Raw genomic sequence first — 20,230 nt, 5'->3', positions numbered from 1 at the left:
CTTGGGGTAGGAGCGGCGTAAGCCGCGACCGCGCATCCAAAGCGACGACGCCAGCCCGACCTCAAAAAAAGCCCGGCGATCGCTCGCCGGGCCAGTGATGTGCGGATGCCGTTTGGGACGCATCCGCACGCAGCCGCAGGATCAGGCCAGATCGAACCGATCCAGATTCATCACCTTGTTCCAGGCCGCGACGAAGTCGCGCACGAACTTCTCCTTGGCGTCCGAGCTCGCATAGACCTCGGCCAGCGCGCGCAGCTGCGAGTGCGAGCCGAAGATCAGGTCCACGCGGGTCGCGGTCCACTTCACCTGGTTCGACTTGTCGTAGCCTTCGAACAGGTTCTCCTGGCCGTTGACGGCCTTCCACTCGGTGCCCATTTCCAGCAGGTTGACGAAGAAGTCGTTGCTGAGCGTGCCGACGCGGTCGGTGAACACGCCATGCTTGCTGTTGCCGGCGTTGGCGCCGAGCACGCGCAGGCCGCCGATCAGCGCGGTCATCTGCGGCGCGGTCAGGGTCAGCAGCTGCGCCTTGTCGATCAGCAGCGACTCGGCCGGCACCGGCGCCTTGGCCTTGAGGTAGTTGCGGAAACCGTCGGCGAACGGCTCGAGCACGGCGAAGGATTCGGCGTCGGTCTGGGCATCGCTGGCGTCGGTGCGGCCGGCCGAGAATGGCACGTCCACGCTCACGCCCGCGTCCTTGGCCGCCTTCTCCACCGCGGCGTTGCCGCCCAGCACGATCAGGTCGGCCAACGACACCTTCTTGCCGCCGGCGGCGCTGCCGTTGAAATCCTTCTGGATGCCTTCCAGCGCCGCCAGCACCTTGGCCAGCTGCTGCGGCTGGTTGACGGCCCAGTCCTTCTGCGGAGCCAGGCGGATGCGCGCGCCGTTGGCGCCGCCGCGACGGTCCGAACCGCGGAAGGTCGAAGCCGAGGCCCAGGCGGTGGACACCAGTTCCGGCACGCTCAGGCCCGAGGCCAGGATCTTGGCCTTGAGCGCGGCGATGTCCTGCGCATCGATCAGCGGGTGATCGACCGCCGGCACCGGGTCCTGCCAGATCAGGTCTTCGGCCGGCACTTCCGGACCCAGGTAGCGCACCTTCGGGCCCATGTCGCGGTGGGTCAGCTTGAACCAGGCGCGGGCGAAGGCGTCGGCGAACTGGTCGGGGTTTTCCAGGAAGCGGCGCGAGATCTTCTCGTAGGCCGGATCCATGCGCAGCGACAGGTCGGTGGTGAGCATGGTCGGGCGATGCTTCTTCGACGGGTCGTGCGCGTCGGGAATGATCGCCTCGGCATTCTTGGCCACCCACTGCTTGGCGCCGCCGGGGCTGGTGTCGGGTTCCCACTCGAAACCGAACAGGTTCTCGAAGAAGTTGTTGCTCCACTTCGTCGGTGTGGTGGTCCAGGTCACTTCCAGGCCGCTGGTGATCGCGTCGCCGGCGTGGCCGGTGCCGTGGGTGCTGCGCCAGCCCAGGCCCTGGGCGGTGATGTCGTCGCCTTCGGGTTCGGCGCCGACGTTCTTGGGATCGCCCGCGCCGTGGGTCTTGCCGAAGCTGTGGCCGCCGGCGATCAGGGCCACGGTCTCTTCGTCGTTCATGGCCATGCGCGCGAACGTGTCGCGGATGTCGCGCGCGGCGGAGATCGGATCGGCGTTGCCGTTGGGGCCTTCGGGATTGACGTAGATCAGGCCCATCTGCACCGCGCCCAGCGGCGTTTCCAGGTCGCGTTCGCCGCTGTAGCGCTTGTCGCCCAGCCAGGTGTCTTCCGAGCCCCAGTACACGTCGTGGTCGGGTTCCCAGGTGTCGGCGCGGCCGCCGCCGAAGCCGAAGGTCCTGAAGCCCATCGATTCCAGCGCGACGTTGCCGGTGAGGATCATCAGGTCGGCCCAGGAAATGCTCTGGCCGTACTTCTGCTTGACCGGCCAGAGCAGGCGGCGGGCCTTGTCCAGGTTGCCGTTGTCCGGCCAGCTGTTGAGCGGAGCGAAGCGCTGCTGGCCGCGGCCGCCGCCGCCGCGTCCGTCGAAGGTGCGGTAGGTGCCGGCGCTATGCCAGGCCATGCGGATCATCAGCGGGCCGTAATGGCCGAAGTCGGCCGGCCACCAGTCCTGCGAATCGGTCAGCGCCTTGGCGATGTCGGCCTTGAGCGCTTTCAGGTCCAGGCGCTTGAACGCCTCGGCGTAGTTGAAGTCCGCACCCAGCGGGTCGGACTTGGAGGAATGATCGTGCAGCAGGTCCACCGGCAACTGGTGCGGCCACCAGTCGCGATTGCTGCGGCCACCGCCAGCGGTGTGGTTGAACGGGCATTTGCTTTCGTTTGACATGGGCTCTCTGCCTTCGACGGTGTGGGTGGAGTGCGTGATTCGAGGGAACGGGTTCGAGGCAACGGCGCGCGCGGACGCGCGCCGCCGTTGCGGTGGCGCTAGTAGTCGAGCGGGGGAGGGCGCCAGCGAGGAACCGCGACGCCGTGCGCAGCGGTCGGGGAGAGAGTGGAGCGGTCGTCCTGCTGGCTCATCGCTGGCGTTCCGTGTCGCGGGGGACCCAGGGACGATAGGTCGGCGCGATCTGCTTGTGAAATCGATCCTTTCGACGTATCCGATAGGCCCTGGCTATGAAGGCCGATGCACAGCCGAACGCCCGCCGCCCCTGGCGCAGGCTGCGGAGGCGACGGTAGCGGCGGTGTGATGGCGGAGTGACGTCGCCACGGCACAGGCGGACCTTGCGGCCCGCCGTTATGCGATCGGCGACGGCCTATTTGCGGCCGACGTAATCGGCCAAATGCCGGCCGGTGAGCGTCGCCCGGCGCTCGATCAATTCCGCCGGCGTGCCTTCGAACACCACACGGCCGCCGTCGTGGCCCGCGCCCGGACCCAGGTCGACGATCCAGTCGGCGTGCGCCATCACCGCCTGGTGGTGCTCGATCACGATCACCGATTTGCCCGCGTCGACCAGTTGATCCAACAGCGCCAGCAGCTGCGCCACATCGGCCAGGTGCAGACCGGCGGTGGGCTCGTCGAGCACGTAGACGCCGCCCTTCTCGCCCATGTGCGTGGCCAGCTTGAGCCGCTGGCGTTCGCCGCCCGACAGCGTGGTCAGCGGCTGGCCCAGACTCAGGTAGCCCAGGCCCACGTCGGCCAGGCACTGCAGGATCGCCTGCGCGGCCGCGTCCTTGCCCTTGCCGGCGGCGAAGAATTCCAGCGCCTCGGCCACCGGCATGGCCAGCACCTGGCTGATGTCGCGGCCGCCGAACTTGTACTTCAGCACCGCCGGCTGAAAGCGCTTGCCTTCGCAGTCGTCGCAAGGCACGGCGACGCCGGCCAGCATGCCCAGGTCGGTGTAGATCACGCCGGCGCCGTTGCAGCTGGGGCAGGCGCCTTCGGAGTTGGCGCTGAACAAGGCGGGCTTGACGTCGTTGGCCTTGGCGAAGGCCTTGCGGATCGGTTCCAGCAGGCCGGTGTAGGTGGCCGGATTGCTGCGCCGCGAGCCGCGGATCGGCGCCTGGTCGATCGCGACCACGCCCTCGCGCCCGGACACCGAGCCGTGGATCAGCGAGCTCTTGCCCGAACCGGCCACGCCGGTAACCACGCACAGCACGCCCAGCGGAATATCGACGCTCACCTGTTTCAGGTTATGCGCGTCGGCGCCGCGGATCGGCAGCGAGCCGGTCGGTTTGCGTACCCGAGTTTTCAGCGCCGCCCGATCGTCCAGATGCTTGCCGGTGAGCGTGCCGCTGGCGCGCAGGCCGGCGTGGTCGCCCTCGTAGCACACGCGCCCGCCGGCGGTGCCGGCGCCAGGGCCCAGGTCGACCAGATGATCGGCGATGGCCATGACCTCGGGCTTGTGCTCCACCACCAGCACGGTATTGCCCTTGTCGCGCAGGCGCAGCAGCAGCTCGTTCATGCGCTGGATGTCGTGCGGGTGCAGGCCGGTGGTGGGCTCGTCGAACACGTAGGTGACGTCGGTCAGCGAGGAGCCGAGCTGGCGGATCATCTTGACCCGCTGCGCCTCGCCGCCGGACAGGGTGCCGGCGGGGCGGTCCAGCGACAGGTAGCCCAGGCCGATTTCCACGAACGAATCCAGCGCGTGCCGCAGCTTGGTCAGCAGCGGCGCCACCGTGGGCTCCTTCAAGCCGGCGATCCAGAGCGCCAGGTCGCTGATCTGCATGGCGCAGGCATCGGCGATGCTGAGCTTGCCGATCTTGGACGCGCGCGCATGCTCGGCCAGGCGGGTGCCGCCGCAGTCGGGGCAGGTGGTGAAGGTGGTGGCGCGTTCGACGAAGGCGCGCACGTGCGGCTGCAGCGCCTCGATGTCCTTGGACAGGAACGACTTCTGGATCGACGGGATCAGGCCGGCGTAGGTCAGGTTGATGCCGTCGACCTTGATCTTGGTCGGCTCCTGGTAGAGCAGGGCGTGCAGTTCCTTCTTGCCGAACTTGGCGATGGGTTTGTCCGGGTCGAAGTAGCCGCAGCCGCGGTAGATGCGGCCGTACCAGCCGTCCATGCTGTAGCCGGGGATGGTCAGCGCGCCTTGGTTGAGCGACTTGCCGGCGTCGTAGAGCTGGGTCAGGTCGATGTCCGAGATCGAGCCCCGGCCCTCGCAGCGCGGGCACATGCCGCCCAGGCGGTTGAAGGTTTCCTTGACCGTCTTGGTCTTGGCGCCGCGCTCGACGGTGAGCGCGCCCACCGCCGTCACCGAAGGCACGTTGAAGGCGAAGGCGCTGGGCGGGCCCACGTGCGGCTTGCCCAGGCGGCTGAATAAAATGCGTAGCATCGCGTTGGCGTCGGTGGCGGTGCCCACGGTGGAGCGCGGGTCCGCGCCCAGACGCTGCTGGTCGACGATGATGGCGGTGGTCAGGCCATCGAGCACGTCCACGTCCGGACGCGCCAGCGTGGGCATGAAGCCCTGGACGAAGCTGCTGTAGGTCTCGTTGATCATGCGCTGCGATTCGGCGGCGATGGTGCCGAACACCAGCGAACTCTTGCCCGAGCCCGACACGCCGGTGAACACGGTCAGCCGGCGCTTGGGCAGGGCGATGTCGATGTCTTTGAGGTTGTTCTCGCGCGCGCCCTGCACCCGGATCAGGTCGTGGCGGTCGGCGGCGTGCGGCTGCGCGCCGCCGTTGCTGGCGGCATTGCCGCTCTTGCCCTTGCTCATCCTGCCTCCTGGGTTGGAACCGGACAGTTTACGAGACCGTCCCGCCGTGGGAGGCCCGATGGGTGACGCGCTTGTGCGTGACGCGTGTCAGCCCGCCGCTTGCTTGACCAGCGCGGCGATCTTCTTTTCCGCGGCCGCGCTCAGTTCTTTGACGGCGAAAGCGGTGGCCCAGATCGCGCCGTCGTCGAGCTGGGCGGCGTCGTTGAAGCCGAAGGTGGCGTAGCGCGCCTTGAACTTGGACGCGGCCTGGAAGAAGCACACCACCTTGCCGTCCTGATCGGCGTAGGCAGGCATGCCGTACCAGGTCTTGGGCATCAGCGCCGGCGCGTTCTCGCTCACGATCTCATGCAGGCGCTTGGCCATGGCGCGGTCCGGCGCCGGCATCGCGGCGATGGCGGCCTTGATCGTGCGTTCGCCTTCCTCGCGGCCGGCACGCGCACGCGCCTCGGCCTTCACTTCCTGCGCGCGTTCCTTCATCGCCGCGCGTTCCTCGGCGCTGAAGCCGCTGGCGGCGGGCTTGGCGGTCTTCTGGGCGGCGGCTTTCTTGGCCGCGGGCTGGGCGGTTTTCTTGGCACCGGTGGCGGTCTTGGCCATGGGGCGTTCCTCGGCGAGGGTGAAGGGGCGATGCGGCGTCGGGCCGCATCGCGAGGGAGCGTTCAGCGCTGCTGCTGGATGCGGATCATGTTGCCGGCCGGGTCGCGCACCGCGCAGTCGCGCACGCCGTAGGGCTGGTCGATGGGCTCCTGCACGATCTCGGCGTCGCGCGCCTGCAGCAGGGCGAAGGCGGCGTCGACGTCGCGGCTGGCCAGCAGCAGCGAGGCGTAGGTGCCCTTGGCCATCATCTCGGCGATGGTGCGGCGCTCCTCGTCGGTCACACCCGGCGCGGCGCCCGGCGGATACAGGACGATGCTGACCGCGGGCTGCCCGACCGGGCCCACCGTGATCCAGCGCAGGCCCTGGTAGCCCACGTCGTTGCGGATTTCGAAACCCAGGGTGTCGCGGTAGAAACTCAGCGCGGCGTCGGGGTCGTTCTGGGGGAGGAAGCTGGCGTGGATCGAGAGTTCCATGGCGGTCCTGCGTGGCGGTTGAAAGGAGCGCTCATGCTAGGTCCGGCTCGGGCGCCGGCGCTTCTCGATTCCTGATCGGTTTGCTCGCCTGCTTGCTCAGGCACGAGGGCAGGCCGCGCAGGTCGCCGGCCGCCTGCTCGCGATAGACGCTGGGCGGCATGCCCACCAACTCGGCGAAACGGGTGCTGAAGGTGCCCAGCGAGGAGCAGCCCACGGCGAAGCAGACCTCGGTCACGCTGAGGTCGCCGCGGCGCAGCAGCGCCATCGCGCGCTCGATGCGCCGGGTCATCAGATAGGAGTAGGGCGATTCGCCGTAGGCCAGGCGGAACTGCCGGCTCAGGTGCCCGGCGGACATGTGCGCGCCGCGCGCCAGCGCTTCCACGTCCAGCGGCTGGGCGTAATCGCGGTCCATGCGGTCGCGCACCCGGCGCAGGCGCGCCAGGTCGCGCAGGTGCACTGCCTCGGCGGTCGGAGTGGTCACCGGCGCGATCCTGCCATGCGCCCCAGGGGCGCTCAAGCTCAGCCGCCCTGGATCACATCGAATTCGCCACCCAGGACACGGTCCAGGCGGCCGCTGCGCCAGCCGCGCACGCCGTCGCGCACCAGCGGCGAGGGCGTGTCGCGGTAGCGACGGCAGATCCGCCGCTCGTCCTCGGCGCGCGGTGCGGGCACGCGCGCGCGGCCCGGCAGGTCGGGCGCGACCTGCACCGACAGGCTCAGGCGCCGGGTCGCGCCTTCGTCGGCTTCCTCGCGCACGTGCAGGCCGGATTCGTCGCGCAGCAGGTCGTAGGCGCCGAAGCCGCTGATCGCCAGCCAGGCGCGGCAGCGTTCGCCGTCCTGGCGCAGCACTTCCACGCGCATGTTGCGGCGGCGCGCCCAGGCCAGGTACATCTCCAGCAGGTCCTGCCACCACAGCCGCAGGTCGGCGCCGTGGCGCTGCTGCACGGACGGATCGGTGTCGATTTCCAGCAGCGCGTCCTGCGGGCGCTGCTCGGCCACCGCGCTGGCGGCCAGATCGAGCAGGAACAGCAACTGCGCCAGGCGGCCGGCGAATTCGTCGCTGCCGCGGTCTTCGCGCAGGCGGTGCTGCATGCGCCGGGCAGTATCGAGCGCGCTTTCGATGCGGTCGCGGCGTTCGATCCGGTCGAGCACGCCGTGGCGTTCGGGCGATTCCCAGAAATCCGCGGCGCTCATGCGCGCATAGTCGGCCTCGCGCTCGTTGCGCCAGGGCGCGCCCTGCACCGTCGCTTCCAGCGCGCTCAGGCGCGCGTCCAGGCGCGCGACCGCGGCCGCATCGGCGGTGGGCGCGTAGACCAGGTCGCGCAGATCGTCGCCGCCGGGTGCCGGCACCGCGCCCGCCGGCGCCGGCGCGGCGGCGGCCGGCGCGGGTTCGGGATCGATGAACTCCACCTCCAGCTTGTCGCCGGCGCTGCGCACGAACAGGAACTGGTCGCCTTGCGGCGCGCGGTGCTCGACGATGCTGCGCGCCAGCGGCGCCAGCAGGTGGTGCTCGATCGCGCGCCGCAGCGGGCGCGCGCCCAGGTCCGGGGTGAAGCCCTTGTCGAGCAGGAACTCGATCGCCGAGGGTTCCCACTCCACCGCCCAGTCGCGGTTGCGCAGGCCGCGCCGGGTCAGCACCCGCGCCAGTTCCTTGTGCAGGATCTCGCGCATCAGGTTGCGGTCCAGCGGGTTGAACAGCACCACCCGGTCCAGGCGGTTGATGAATTCGCGGCGGAAGGTTTCGAACAGCGCCTTTTCCACCGCCGCGCGCGAATAGCCGCCGCGGGTGGCGGTGAAGCCCGGCCCGGCGCTGCGGGTGATCGTGGAGCCGACGTTGCTGGTGAGGATGATGATGCTGTGGCGGAAATCGGCGGTGTGGCCGCTGCGGTCGCTCAAGCGCGCGTCGTCGAACACCTGCAGGAACAGGTCCCAGACCTTGGGGTGGGCCTTTTCGAACTCGTCCAGCAGCACCACCGAGAACGGTTGCTGGCGGATGCGCGAGGTCAGCGAGCGCACGCCCTGGCCGTCGTCGTCGGCGGTCAGGCGCCAGGCCGCGTCCTCGGACTGGAACTCGCTCATGTCCAGGCGCAACAGGCGCTCGTCGCTGCCGAACAGCAATTCGCCCAGGGCCTTGGCCAGTTCGGTCTTGCCGGTGCCGGTGGGGCCGGCGAACAGGAACACGCCGATCGGGCGGCCGTTGTCGGTCAGGCCGGCCTTGAGCAGGGCGATGCGGTCCAGCAGCGCATCCACGGCCTCGTCCTGGCCGATCACGCGGGTGCGGAAGAGCGCGCGCAGGCGCTCCAGGTCCAGGCTCTGGCGGTCGTCGATCACCTCCAGCGGCAGGCCGCTGCGGCGCGCGATCGCCGCCAGCACCTGTTCGCCGTCCAGCGGCAGGCGGGGCGGGTCGCTGGCGACGGCGGCCTGCAGGGTGTCGTCGAGCAGGCGCAGCAGGCGGCCGGGTTCGTGCTGCTCGGGGAAGTACTGCGCGGCCATGCGCGCGGCTTCGCCCAGGGTGCGCGCGTCGGCGATCTCGCGGCCGTGGCGCTCGCGCTCGGCCTGGGCCCAGCGTTGCGCCACCGGCTCCAGCGCGTCGGCGGCCAGGGGCTCCAGGTTGAGGGCGCGGAAGTGGTGCTTGATCACCGGCCGCGCCACCTGCAACTGAGCCAGCTGGCGCGGGGTGATCTCGCCGATCAGGCGCAGTTCGCCGCGCTCGATCGCCGGCAGCACCAGGTCGAGCAGGCCGCGCGGGTCGCGCGAATGCGCGCCTTTGTTGAGCAGGTCCACGAACTCCGGCACCCGCCACAGCGCGCGCTTGCGGTTGAGCACCGCCAGCATCTCGCGCACGCGCTCCTCGAGTTCGCCGATGTAGCTCTGACCGGCCAGCACCTCGGCGGCGGAGGCTTCGAACACCAGCCAGCCTTCGGCTTGCAGGCGCTCGGTCAGCAGGTCGATGAGCACGCTCTTGCCCACGCCGTGTTCGCCGGAGACCAGCACCGAGGCCGCGTCGTCGCCGCTGTAGAGCTCGTGCAGGCGTTGCAGTTGCGCGGCCAGTTCGTCGTGGACGATGCGGGTGCGCGGCTTGGGCTGCGGATTGACCCGGCCGAAGCCGCCGAGCACGCGGCCTTCGCGGCGCGCGCCCGCGGCGCGTTCCAACTGCTCGGCCAGCGGCGCCAGCGCAGGAGAGGCGAAGCGCCTCAGGCTCTCGCGCAGCTGGGCGATGCCGTCCTCGTCCAGATCGTCCAGCGGCGGCACCGCGCTCGCCGCGCCCATGCCCTCGGCCCACTGCAGGTAGTCGCGCAGCAACTGGCGCAGCGGGGCGAACTCCCACCACCACGGCTGGGCGTGGCGCATCAGCGGCAGCAGCGAGGCGGCGTCGGCGCGCGTGCGCAGCGCTTCGATCAGCAGATGCAGCGGATAGGCGCCGAACTGGCCGGCCTGATCCAGCAAGGGCGCGAAGGCCACGTCCTCGCGGCGCGCAGCGGCGCGGATGGCCATCGACTGCAGCACGTAACCCGCGCCGGGCACCTGGCGCAGCAGTTCGTCGGCGCTGAAGGCGTCGCTGGCGAGCAGGTCCACGCCCTGCTGGAACGCGGGCTGGGCGATCAGGTCCTGCGGGCGCTGGATGCGGTCGTCGTTGGCCATGACCTCGCGCACCAGCCGATCCAGACGATCCTGCGGCGTCTCCGGCGCTGCGTCGGGCGGCGCGGATTCCGGTTCGCTGGGCGGCGCGGGCAAGGCGGCTTCGCTGCGCTCGTCTTCGCGCTCGGGCGGTGCGGCGATGGGCGTGGCCGGCGGCGCCGGCGGGGCGGGGCGGTACAGGCGCGCGAGGATCAGGCCGGCGACCAGGCCGACGACGAAAATCAGGGCTTCCACGACCGCTCCGTTGACCGTTTGCGCCACAGTCTAGCGGCTGCGGCGCGTCGGACCTCAGAGCAGGGCTTTGAGCCGGTACAGCGCTTCCAGCGCCTGCTTGGGCGTGAGCTCGTCGGGATCGACCTCGCCCAGCGCGTCCAGCGCCGCCGACGACGGCGCGAACAGGCCGAACTGCTGCGGTGCGTCCAGTGCGGCGGTGGCCAGCGAGGGTGTGGGATGGTCGCGGCCCTGCTGCTCCAGTTCGATCAGGCGCGCGCGCGCCTGCTTGACCACCGATTTGGGCAGGCCCGCCAGCGCCGCCACCTGCAGGCCGAAACTGCGGTCGGCCGGGCCGTCCTTGACCGCGTGCATGAACACCAGTTGCTCGCCATGCTCCACCGCGTCCAGGTGCACGTTGGCGATGCCGTTGCCGGGTTCGGCCAGCGCGGTCAGTTCGAAATAGTGGGTGGCGAACAGGGTGTAGGCGCGATTGTGATGGGCCAGGTGGCGAGCGCAGGCCTCGGCCAGCGCCAGGCCGTCGTAGGTCGAGGTGCCGCGACCGATCTCGTCCATCAGCACCAGCGAGCGGTCGCTGGCGTGGTGCAGGATGTAGCTGGTCTCGCTCATTTCGACCATGAAGGTCGATTGGCCGCGGGCCAGGTCGTCGCCGGCGCCGATGCGGGTCAGGATGCGGTCGACCGGGCCGAGCACGGCGCGCGAGGCCGGCACGAAGCTGCCGATATGCGCCAACAGCACGATCAGCGCGTTCTGGCGCATGTAGGTCGACTTACCGCCCATGTTCGGGCCGGTGATGACCAGCATGCGCCGGCCGTTGTCCTCGTCCAGGATCAGATCGTTGGGCTCGAACGGCTCGCTGCGCACCGCCTCCACCACCGGGTGGCGGCCGCGTTCGATGCGCAAGCCCGGCGCCTCCGTCAGTTCCGGCTGCGCCCAGTCCAGGCTGGCCGCGCGTTCGGCGAAGGCGCACAGCACGTCCAGTTCGGACAGCGCCGCGGCGCAGCGCTTGAGCGGGGCCAGGCGTTCGTTGAGCGCGTCCAGCAGTTGTTCGTAGAGCAGGCGTTCGCGCGACAGCGCGCGCTCGCGCGCCGACAGCACCTTGTCCTCGAACTGCTTGAGCTCCTCGGTGATGTAGCGCTCGGCGTTGCTCAGGGTCTGGCGGCGGGTGTAATGCGTGGGCGCCTTCTCGGCCTGGGCCTTGCTGATTTCCAGGTAATAGCCGTGCACGCGGTTGTAGCCCACCTTGAGGGTGGGGATGCCGCTGGCCGCGCGCTCGCGCGCTTCCAGGTCGACCAGGAACTGGTCGGCATTGGTCGACAGCGTGCGCAGTTCGTCCAGCTCGGCGTCGAAGCCGGTGGCGAACACGCCGCCGTCGCGGGCCAGCACCGGCGGCTGCGGCACGATCGCCTGCGCCAGCAGGTGCGCGTGTTCGGCGTGCTCGCCCAGTTCGGCGCCGAGCTCGGCCAGGCGCGGCGCGTCCAGCGGCGCCAGCACCGCGCGCACGTCGGGCAGCAGGCCCAGGCCGTCGCGCAGGGTCGACAGGTCGCGCGGGCGCGCGCTGCGCAAAGCGATGCGCGAGAGGATGCGTTCCAGGTCGCCCAGCGCGCGGAAGCGCTCGCGCACGCTGTCGCCGGCGCCGCGCTCGATCAGGGTGGCCACCGCCTGGTGGCGCAGCTGCAGGGTCGCGCGGTCGCGCAGCGGCCGGTGCAGCCAGCGCCGCAGCAGGCGCCCGCCCATCGGCGTGATGGTGCTGTCGAGCACGCCCAGCAGGGTGGTGCGGCTGTCGCCGTCGATGCGGCTGTCCAATTCCAGATGGCGGCGGGTGGCGGCGTTCATGGCGATGGCGCCGTCGCCGGATTCCAGCGCGATCGAGGTCAGGTGCGGCAGGCGTTGCTTCTGGGTTTCCTCGACGTAGCCCAGCAGCGCGGCGGCGGCGGCGATCGCCAGCGGCCGGTCTTCCAGGCCGAAGCCGGACAGGTCGTGCAGGCCGAAGAAGCGCAACAACTGGCGCCGGCCGCTGTCGACGTCGAACAGCCAGGGCGCGCGCCGGCGCAGGCCGCTGCGCTCGGCCACGAACGGCGCCCAGCCGTCCTCGTCGGGGACCAGGGTCTCGGCCGGCTCCAGCCGCGCCAGCTCGGCTTCCAGCGCGTCCTCGCTGGCCACTTCGTTGACCAGGAAACGGCCGCCGGCCAGGTCGGCCCAGGCCAGGCCGTAGCCGTGCTTGCCGCGCGCGATCGCCAGCAGCAGGGTGTCGCGGCGTTCGTTGAGCAGGGCTTCGTCGGTGACCGTGCCCGGGGTGACGATGCGCACCACCTTGCGTTCGACGATGCCCTTGGCCAGCGCCGGGTCGCCGATCTGCTCGCAGATCGCCACCGATTCGCCCAGCGCCACCAGCCGCGCCAGGTAGCCCTCGGCCGAATGGTGCGGCACGCCGGCCATGGGAATGGGCTGCCCGCCCGAGGCGCCGCGCTGGGTCAGGGTGATGTCCAACAGCCGCGCGGCCTTGCGCGCGTCGTCGTAGAACAACTCGTAGAAATCGCCCATGCGGAAGAACAGCAGCACGTCCGGATGCTCCGCCTTGGCGGCGAAGAACTGCTTCATCAGCGGGGTGTGCTCCGCGGTTTGCGGGGCTTTGCGCGCGTCGGCGATATCGGTCATCAGGGGCGGTGGGGTGGCGCAGGGCGCGGGGCGGGTGCCGTCCGCGGAGCCACAGGGTAGCTAAAGTCGGCCGCCCCGCCCAAGGTTGACAAATGCCGAGCAGATCAGGCCCCCCGGCGCGGGGGCGGCGCCGTTCAGGGATCGACCCTGGGGCTTACTTATTGCCCTCGACCACGTAGCCGATGGCGTCCTCGTTGTGCTTGAAGCCGTCGGCATGGGCCTCGATCAGGTTGGCGTACAGGCCGAACCAGGCGCGGGTATTGGTCAGGGTGACGTTGACGATGCTCAGGCCGGAGCCTGGCGGGGCGCAGCGTTGCTTGAACTTGTCGCTGAGGCGGTAGCTCAGGGCGTCGTTGACGTCGGTGAAGGCGACCAGGGTCAGGGCCGGCTCGCTCGGTCGCAGCGCCTTCAGCTCGGCCAAGGCCTGCGGCGGCATCAGGCAGGGCGACTGCCGCGCCCAGCGATCCAGCGGCTGGCCCTGCGGCGGAGGCTTGAGTTCGGCCAGGGCCAGCAGCGGCAGTTGGTTGGCCAGCATATAGATAGCGCGCACTTGCTGGCCGGCGCGCTGCAGCGCACGGTCGCTGGCGGCGCGATCGCTGTCGCCATGCAGCGCGAATTCGTCGTTCTGCGCCGAGGTGCCTGCGCGCGGCCACAGCACGTCGAACAGGACCCGGCTGCCGAGGCTGTCGGTGATCACCGCCATCGGCGTGCTGGCGACGAAGCTCTGCGTGGCCGGTGCCGGCGCCGCTTGTACCAGGGCGGGGTAGCGCTGCACTAGCCCCATGCGGTTATGGCTTTGGGCCGCGTCGATACGGGCGATGCCCTCGCGCACGGTTTCGCGGATGAACGGGCCGAATTCGCCGACGTAGATCACCGGGTCGGAAAAGCTGCGGTTGACGAACTGCTTGGCCTTGCGGTTGATGAAGGCGCGGCGCCCCTCGTGCGGATTGGTTTCCAGGAAGTCGCCGTCCAGCTCCAGCAGCTCGCGCTTGATCAGGCGGCTGGCCTCGCCCCAGGTCACGCACGAGAAGTACAACTGGCGGCTGGGCCGCTGCAGGTCGTCGACGAACACCCGGGTGGAATAGCTGCCCACCTCCACGCCGTCGCGCAGGATCGACTGCGTGGCCGGCGCGGCGAACTCGGGCAGCACCTTGAAGTTCAGCCGCTCGGCTATCCGGTCCTGCAGCTTGAGATTGAGCCCACCGGGCGCGCAGAGGTCCGCCGCCGGATGGTCGCCCATGCCATGGGTCTGCAACACATGCAGGGCCGGGTGCGCGCCGAAATGGTCGCGGAGGCCGGCGAACGTCATTTCGCTGCCGTCGGGCAGCGTGTCCACGTGATTGATGCTGGAACAGCCAACGGCGGCTGCCAGCAGGACGACGACCGTCCCTAGCCGAAGCGTGCGCATGCAAGACCCCCTGTCGATGCGTGCTTGGGCAGCCTAGAAGAAATTTGACGCGGCGTCATCCGTTTGCGGAGCATGCGCGGCTATCGGGGAGGGAGCAGGGGGCTTCCATGCGCAAGTGGATACTGGCGGCCGCCTTGGCCGCTACCGCCGGGGTCAGTCCGGCCTCGCAGCTGTTGATGATCGAACGCGATGCCGCGGCCGACGCCGCCGGCCTCGCCCGGCACCTGGGCGTGGATCAGCGCACCGTGGAGACGGTGCTGCGCTCGCGCTCCACGCCGGTGCACGAGCGCATGACCCTGTCGGCCTACGGCTGCATTTCCGCCAGCGACTGCCCCGGCCGGCCCGAGTACCAGCGGGTGATGCTGGGGGTGATCTGGAACGACAACCCGCCGGGCATTCCGAAATCGGTGCGCTGGCCCACGTGCTGGGGCGAACTGGTGTTGATGCCCAAGCACCGCCCCGACTGCTGGATCGGCTTCATCGGCGACGCCATCGTCAAAGCCAAGACCGCGCCCAAGCCCAAGGGGCCGCCGCAGCCGCTGTTCGGCGAAGACCACTTGATGCTCTACCGCACCCACTACGGCGACCTGCAGTTCCTGCACGCGATGGCCAGCGCCGACGCCGAACCGGCGCCGCTCACCCTGGAGCGGATCATGGCCTGGTCGCAGTACGCCTATCGGCTGGGCCTGCGCCAGGGCGCGGACCGCTTGCCGGTGAACCGGCCGATCGCCGAATTCGCGCCCATGCAGCCCTGGTTCCAGGGCAGCAAGCGCGACTGGACCGCGCAGACGCTGTTCCGCCTGGGTCAGGACTACAACGACATGCTGGTGCGCGACATGGCCTTCGGCGCCCTGCTGCACACCGTGCAGGACTCGTACTCGCGCAGCCATACCGGCCGCGAGTTCGCCATCGACGGCAGCGGTTCGCGCATCCTCGAGCACTACAGCTACACCGGCCAGTCCACGGCCTGCCACGACCGGCCCGACAAGGAGGGTTACCCGGCCGGCGACGCGGACCCGGTGCAGGTGCGCGCCGCCATCGCCGCCACGCGCCGCTTGATCCTGCTGCGCGACGCCAACACGCCCTGGAGCCAGGTGGAGGCGGTACTGCGCGAGGAGATCTTCGTCCAGGACCCGGCGGCCAGGCCGGCGAGCGCGGGGCCGTTCAAGCCGGGGGATTGCTGAGGCGTCTAGTCTTCGTGTCCCAGCAGCAGCTTAGGCTGGATCGTAGGCTCCAGAGCCACGCTCACGCTCAGCGTCGGTCCCCACGAGATATCGTTCAGTGCCAGCGCCAGCGTCTGGTACTGCAGGCCCAGCGCCTGCTCCCGGATACGGGTTTCGAGGGGTGCCCCATAGCGGTGCGAGGTGAGTTCGCGCAGCACCGCCAGATAGCGATCGATCTCCGGCGCATCGATCTCGCCGCCGCTTTGGGCCAGTTGGCCCAGCGCGTCGCGCGCGCTGTCCAGGCAGGCAGCGAGCGCCCCGTAGCGCTGGCCGCCGCTGAGGACGAACCAATAGCCGAACTGATGCCAGATGACCGAGCGCGCGACGTCGTTGCCGGTGCGCTCCAGCAATGCGTGGATGTCGCTGCTCCATTTGAGGAACGCGAACAGGCCGAACAGCGCGGTGGCGAAGGTCGATTTGCGGCCGCTCAGCGCCCGTTCTATCTGCTTGGGATCATTCAGCCGTTCCAGGAAATCGGAAAGACCGAAATCGTCCACCGCGATATCGTCTAACAGGGACAGGTAAAGGTTGAGGTCTTCCTGTTGCTTGCGCGCGTTGAGCTGGTGCACGCGATGGAAGTCCTCCGGTGCTCCCAGACCGGCCTCGGGCAAGGCCGGGTTTCCGCGCAGGCGCTGCAGCAGCTGCCCTGCCAGGAGCTGCGGGTATAAATCGAAGGTGTAGCGGTGCACGCGTGGGCGTTCGAGGAACTCGCGCACTTCCGGCCCAGGCACCGCGACCGCGCCGAAGGCCACCCCCAGTTCGACCAGTCCCAAGGTACTGACGACACCGTCCACCTCATCGCGGAACGCCACTTCCTCGCCTTCGTAGTCGTGAAGTAGGTGCGAGCCCAACAAGTACTTCAACCTGCGGTCGTCGAGCCGCGAAACCGCGGCCACCGTGGCATCGAAGTTGCAGCTGGCCAGCAGCTGGGCCAATTGCGCGTCGCGTTGCAGTTGCAGCAGATCGCTCATGGGCGCGGCACCGGTCACAATAGGGCGGTCATCAGGGCGTAGGCATCGTGTTCGCGTTGCGCCGGCTTGCAGATGGAGACGTGGTCGGTACCGTTCACCACTTCGGCCGGGACATCCAGAGCGAAGTTCTGCCGGACCACGATCAGGTCGTTGCTGGCCCAGGCCACGACGGCCGCGCGAGCACAGCCCGCGCCAGGGTTGTGCTGCAGATAGGCGCGGCTGTCTTGTTCCAGGGTCGCAAGGAACGAAGAGCCTTGTTCCAAGTCGAGCAGCGACTGCCATTTCAGGCGCAACGCCGCTCCGATCGCCCGTCCTGGTGCCCCGAGCAACTCGGACAGCAGGGTATTGCCGACTTCGGTGGCCAGCGCGCCTTTGTGCGCGGGCGCAAACAAGGCCAGACGCACCCGGTTGAGCCATGCCGGCGGCGCATTGCTGCGGGCCGCCAGATCCAGCAGGGCTTGCCGGGTCACCACTGCGCCCAGGGAGTGGCAAAGGAAGATCACCGATTGGTATGCGGTCGCCTGTCTGCGCAGTCCGAACTTGGCACTGGCGTTGATCGCCGCGGTGGGGTCGGCCAGGAAGTCCAGCAGGTAGCGCGCCAGTTGCGCAGCCGACACGCCCGCCGGCTGGTTGCGCGAGTCGTAGGCGTAAAACAGCAGGTCGTGTCCGGCGCCCGCGCCGTCGTGGGCGGCGATGTAGCCGGCGGCCGGCTTCCAGGTATCGGTGCAATGCCCGCCCCAGCCGTGCACGAACACCACCAGCGATTGGGCCGGCCGGACATTCCAATAGGCATAGGACGGATCGCGTTCGCGCGTGCGAACCTGGTCCACCACGATATGAGGCATGCGAACGGTCCCTGTTGCATTCGCCGATGTATGACCGGGCCAGTCTGTTGCGGTAATGCGAACGCTGTCAATTTTTCTGCCGGCGGCGCGTCGAGGAACGCATGGGGCGGTGACGTGTGAAAACGACGTCTGGACGAACGGTCGTGCGATTGCTGCTGCGCCGCATGACCCAGGCGACGGGCGTGTTAGCTTCGGCTATCTTTTTTGTGCACAGCGTCAACTATCCTGGCCGTCGTCCCGGTCGGACTGCGTTGGCGTAGGTCGTTCGCACCCGGCCGTGCCTAGGGGGCGCGTGGGCGCGAAGTTCGCGCTGCGGTCGCAGGGGTCGTCAATTCGCAACACCGGATCGCCGCCGGCAGGGGCCGGCGGTTCAACTATTGTCAGGGGAGATAGCGATGAGTGCTCGCAAGCCGGCAGGCCACGGAACACGGAACCATGGACGACGTCGACTCGCTTTTGCGGTGGCCGTAGCGCTGTCGGCGCTCGCCGCCGCGCCGCTGCATGCGCAGGATCCAGCGCCGAAAGCGCAGGATGAGGAGGAGGCGACCACCCTGGCCGGCCTCACCGTGACCGCGCAGAAGCGCGAGGAAGCGCTGCAGGACGTGCCCATCGCGATCACCGCGCTGCCGCAGCAGCTGTTGCAGGACAACGGCGTGCGCGACGTCAAGGATCTGCAGGTACTGGTGCCCGGCCTCACCGTGACCAGCACCCAGAGCGAGGCGCAGACCACCGCGCGCATCCGCGGCATCGGCACGGTCGGCGACAACGCCGGCCTGGAATCGTCGGTGGGTGTCGTGATCGACGGCGTGTACCGGCCGCGCAACGGCGTGGGCTTCGGCGACCTGGGCGAGGTCGAGCGCATCGAAGTGCTCAAGGGTCCGCAGGGCACGGTGTTCGGCAAGAACACCTCGGCCGGCGTGATCAACGTGATCACCCGCCGCCCGGATTACAACACCAGCGTCGAAGGCGAACTCACTGTCGGCAACTACGGCGCGCTGGGCGTGTCGGGCGCGTTCAACACCTCCATCGGCGACAACGCCGCGTTCCGCGTCTATGGCGCCAAGCGCGAGCGCGACGGCTTCATCGACGTGCGCACCGGCGCCGGCCCGCGCCGCGAGACCGAGGACTTCGACCAGAACTTCCACACCCTGCGCGCGCAGCTGCTGCTGGAACCCACCGAAAACCTGGACATCAACCTCATCGGCGATTTCACCAGCCGCGAGGAGAACTGCTGCGTGGGCGTGACCACCGTGCGTGGTGCCACCGGCAACATCATCGACGCGCTGTCCCCGGATTCGGGCGTGTCGCCCACGGCCGACCCGTTCGGCCGCGTGGCCTACAGCAACCGCAGCACCGAGCAGGACATGAAGGACAAGGGCGTCTCGGCCGAGATCAACTGGATCACGCCCTGGTTCAACAACGCCACCCTGACCTCGATCACGGCCAAGCGCGAATGGCGCGCGATCAACGGCCTGGACTTCGACTTCTCCAGCGCCGACCTGCTGTACCGCAACGCCGACGAAGACGAATCGCTGACCGAGTTCAAGACCTTCAGCCAGGAGTTCCGCCTGACCGGTTCGACCGAAAAGGTCGATTGGATGTTCGGCCTGTTCTTCTCCGACGAAGACCTGAACCGCAACGAGACCTACCGCATCGGCGCCGCTTACGAGCCCTACCTGTCGACCGCGCTGCTGGCCTTGATCAATCCGGCGTTGGCGCAGTCGCCGACCGCGGCGACCTTCCTGTCGCAGACCACCGGCCGGCCGTTCGGCACCGCCTTCGCCGGCTTCGGCGCCGACGACAAGTACCGCCAGAACTCCAAGACCGCGGCCTTCTTCACCAACAACACCTGGCACGCCACCGACGCGCTCGACGTCACCCTGGGCCTGCGCTACACCCGCGAAGACAAGGAACTGGATTCGCGCTACAGCAATCCCAACGGCAGCGTGGGCTGCGCCTCGTACTTCGGCCCCAACGGCCAGGTCAGCGCGGCCGCGCAGGGCCGCATCGCCGCGGCGCTGACCGGGCGCGGCCTGCCGTTCGCCTCGCTGCCGCCGGCGCAGCAGGCCGCGATCATCAGCAACATCGTCGGCTTCAGCTGCCTGCCCTGGGCCAACCCGCTGCACAACGGCCGGGTCACCCACCAGGAACGCGAAGAAAAGGAATGGTCGGGCACGCTGAAGCTGGCCTACCGCTGGAACGACCATGTCATGACCTACGTGTCCGGCGCGCGCGGTTACAAGGCCGGCGGCTTCAACCTGGACCGCGTGCAGTCGGCCAACGGCCTGTCCAGCGCGGGGCAGGGCATCCTGCCGGTCAACGACACCTCGTTCCCGGGCGAGTTCGTCAACAGCTTCGAGCTGGGCGCCAAGACCACCTGGGCCGACGGCAACCTGCTGCTCAACGCGACCCTGTTCCACCAGACCTATTCGGACTTCCAGCTCAACAGCTTCCTGGGCACCAGCTTCGTGGTGCGCTCGATTCCGGAAGTGGTCTCGCAGGGCATCGACACCGAAGTGCTGTGGCAGCCCAGCCGCGGCCTGATGATTCAGGGCGGCCTGACCTACGCCGACACCCGCTACGGCGACGAGCGTCCCGGCGGCGACTTCATCGCCCCCGGCGGCACCGCGCCGGCCGGTGCGTTGTACAAGCTGCCGGGCAGCCAGGTCAGCTTCGCGCCTTACTGGTCGGGCTCGGCTTCGATCACCTACGACTGGAACTTCGGCAACGACCTGGTCGCGCGCTTCAACGTCGGCGCCAAGTACATGTCCGACTACAACACCGGTTCCGACCTGGACCCGGAGAAGGAGCAGGATGCGTTCACCGTGGTCAATGCCCGCGTCGGCATCGGCCGCCGCGACAAGCGCTGGATGGTCGAGTTCTGGGGCCTGAACATCTTCGACGAGGACTACGTGCAGGTCGGCTTCGACGCGCCGCTGCAGAACGTCTCGCCGCTGCCGAACAACCCCTTCAACTCGTTCAACGCCTTCCTCGGTGCGCCGCGCACCTACGGCGTGACCTTCCGGGTTTCGTACTGAGCCACTG

At 69.2% G+C, this 20,230-nt stretch carries 12 protein-coding genes; 2 read left to right on the top strand and 10 right to left on the bottom strand.

All coding sequences use genetic code 11. The features are described 5' to 3' along the window. Positions 1 to 141: 141 nt before the first annotated feature. The 8 genes from katG to DX914_RS07250 all read right to left on the bottom strand — a co-directional run bounded on the left by katG (position 142) and on the right by DX914_RS07250 (position 14,074). Complete coding sequence (gene katG / locus DX914_RS07285) at positions 142 to 2,313, bottom strand: catalase/peroxidase HPI (RefSeq protein ID WP_115858336.1); 2,172 nt, start codon at positions 2,311 to 2,313, stop codon at positions 142 to 144. Between the two features lie 427 nt (positions 2,314 to 2,740). Then, the gene (locus DX914_RS07280) at positions 2,741 to 5,143 is read right to left on the bottom strand and encodes an ATP-binding cassette domain-containing protein (RefSeq protein ID WP_115858335.1); all 2,403 of its coding nucleotides are present in this window, start codon (positions 5,141 to 5,143) and stop codon (positions 2,741 to 2,743) included. 87 nt (positions 5,144 to 5,230) lie between these two features. Beyond that, positions 5,231 to 5,737: an iron chaperone gene (locus DX914_RS07275; protein ID WP_196778841.1), complete on the bottom strand. Its 507-nt coding sequence runs from the start codon at positions 5,735 to 5,737 to the stop codon at positions 5,231 to 5,233. A gap of 62 nt (positions 5,738 to 5,799) precedes the next feature. Then, complete coding sequence (locus DX914_RS07270; protein ID WP_115858334.1) at positions 5,800 to 6,210, bottom strand: VOC family protein; 411 nt, start codon at positions 6,208 to 6,210, stop codon at positions 5,800 to 5,802. Positions 6,211 to 6,241: 31 nt separating this feature from the next. After that, entirely contained in the window at positions 6,242 to 6,691 is a 450-nt protein-coding gene (locus DX914_RS07265) for a helix-turn-helix transcriptional regulator (protein ID WP_115858333.1), read from the bottom strand. Between the two features lie 38 nt (positions 6,692 to 6,729). Further along, positions 6,730 to 10,083 (bottom strand): AAA family ATPase, encoded by a 3,354-nt coding sequence (locus DX914_RS07260; protein ID WP_231118172.1) that lies wholly within the window; start codon positions 10,081 to 10,083, stop codon positions 6,730 to 6,732. 54 nt (positions 10,084 to 10,137) lie between these two features. Next, the gene (gene mutS, locus DX914_RS07255) at positions 10,138 to 12,738 is read right to left on the bottom strand and encodes a DNA mismatch repair protein MutS (protein ID WP_196778840.1); all 2,601 of its coding nucleotides are present in this window, start codon (positions 12,736 to 12,738) and stop codon (positions 10,138 to 10,140) included. A gap of 154 nt (positions 12,739 to 12,892) precedes the next feature. Then, positions 12,893 to 14,074 (bottom strand): hypothetical protein, encoded by a 1,182-nt coding sequence (locus DX914_RS07250; RefSeq protein WP_115858331.1) that lies wholly within the window; start codon positions 14,072 to 14,074, stop codon positions 12,893 to 12,895. A 179-nt stretch (positions 14,075 to 14,253) separates the two neighbouring features. Between DX914_RS07250 and DX914_RS07245 the strand changes: the two genes are divergently transcribed. Further along, complete coding sequence (locus tag DX914_RS07245) at positions 14,254 to 15,330, top strand: hypothetical protein (RefSeq protein ID WP_115858330.1); 1,077 nt, start codon at positions 14,254 to 14,256, stop codon at positions 15,328 to 15,330. A gap of 5 nt (positions 15,331 to 15,335) precedes the next feature. On the opposite strand, the gene DX914_RS07240 is transcribed toward DX914_RS07245, so the two are convergent. Then, positions 15,336 to 16,340, bottom strand: coding sequence for a hypothetical protein (locus tag DX914_RS07240; protein WP_115858329.1), 1,005 nt, complete (start codon positions 16,338 to 16,340; stop codon positions 15,336 to 15,338). 14 nt (positions 16,341 to 16,354) lie between these two features. Continuing rightward, entirely contained in the window at positions 16,355 to 17,185 is an 831-nt protein-coding gene (locus tag DX914_RS07235; protein WP_115858328.1) for an esterase/lipase family protein, read from the bottom strand. A gap of 461 nt (positions 17,186 to 17,646) precedes the next feature. Between DX914_RS07235 and DX914_RS07230 the strand changes: the two genes are divergently transcribed. Continuing rightward, positions 17,647 to 20,223, top strand: coding sequence for a TonB-dependent receptor (locus DX914_RS07230; protein WP_231118171.1), 2,577 nt, complete (start codon positions 17,647 to 17,649; stop codon positions 20,221 to 20,223). Positions 20,224 to 20,230: the final 7 nt, after the last annotated feature.

Origin of the sequence: Lysobacter silvisoli, from assembly GCF_003382365.1 — a bacterium.
Classification (GTDB): Bacteria; Pseudomonadota; Gammaproteobacteria; order Xanthomonadales; family Xanthomonadaceae; genus Lysobacter; species Lysobacter silvisoli.
This window is presented reverse-complemented; position numbering and strand designations above follow the sequence as displayed.